The sequence below is a fragment of the Aromatoleum toluolicum genome (genome assembly GCF_012911005.2).
GTDB lineage: Bacteria > Pseudomonadota > Gammaproteobacteria > Burkholderiales > Rhodocyclaceae > Aromatoleum > Aromatoleum toluolicum.
Window position 1 is genome coordinate 1 of sequence record NZ_WTVS01000252.1, and the last position, 412, is coordinate 412.

At 65.0% G+C, this 412-nt stretch carries 1 protein-coding gene; it reads left to right on the top strand.

What is annotated here, in order from left to right; translation table 11 throughout:
• Positions 1–412: FAD-dependent monooxygenase (locus tag GPA27_RS28605; protein ID WP_211165321.1), on the top strand; the 412-nt coding region annotated here is incomplete at both ends.

The following is a 412-nucleotide window of genomic DNA, read 5'->3' on the forward strand; positions in this document are numbered from 1 at the left end:
GGCACCACCAAAGACAACTTTGACTTTGCCGCATACCTGCACGAGGCGGTGGGCGCGGAGTTTGAGGTGGAGTTTGAGCACATCGGCTTTTGGGACCTGCGCTTCATGCTGGCCGACAGCTACCGCAAGGGCCGGGTGTTCATCGCGGGTGATGCCGCCCACAGCCACCCGCCTTACGGCGGCTATGGCGTGAACTCGGGCCTGGAAGAAGCGCGCAACCTGGGCTGGAAGCTGGCTGCCACGCTGCAAGGCTGGGGCGGCGAGCGCCTGCTGGACTCGTACGACGCCGAGCGGCGCCCGGTGTTTGCGTCCACCATCAACGACTTCATTGCGCGGTCCATCGAGACAGACAAGGAGTTTCTGGACACCCACGACCCGGCGCGGGACCAGGCCGCGTTTGAAGCCGCATGGC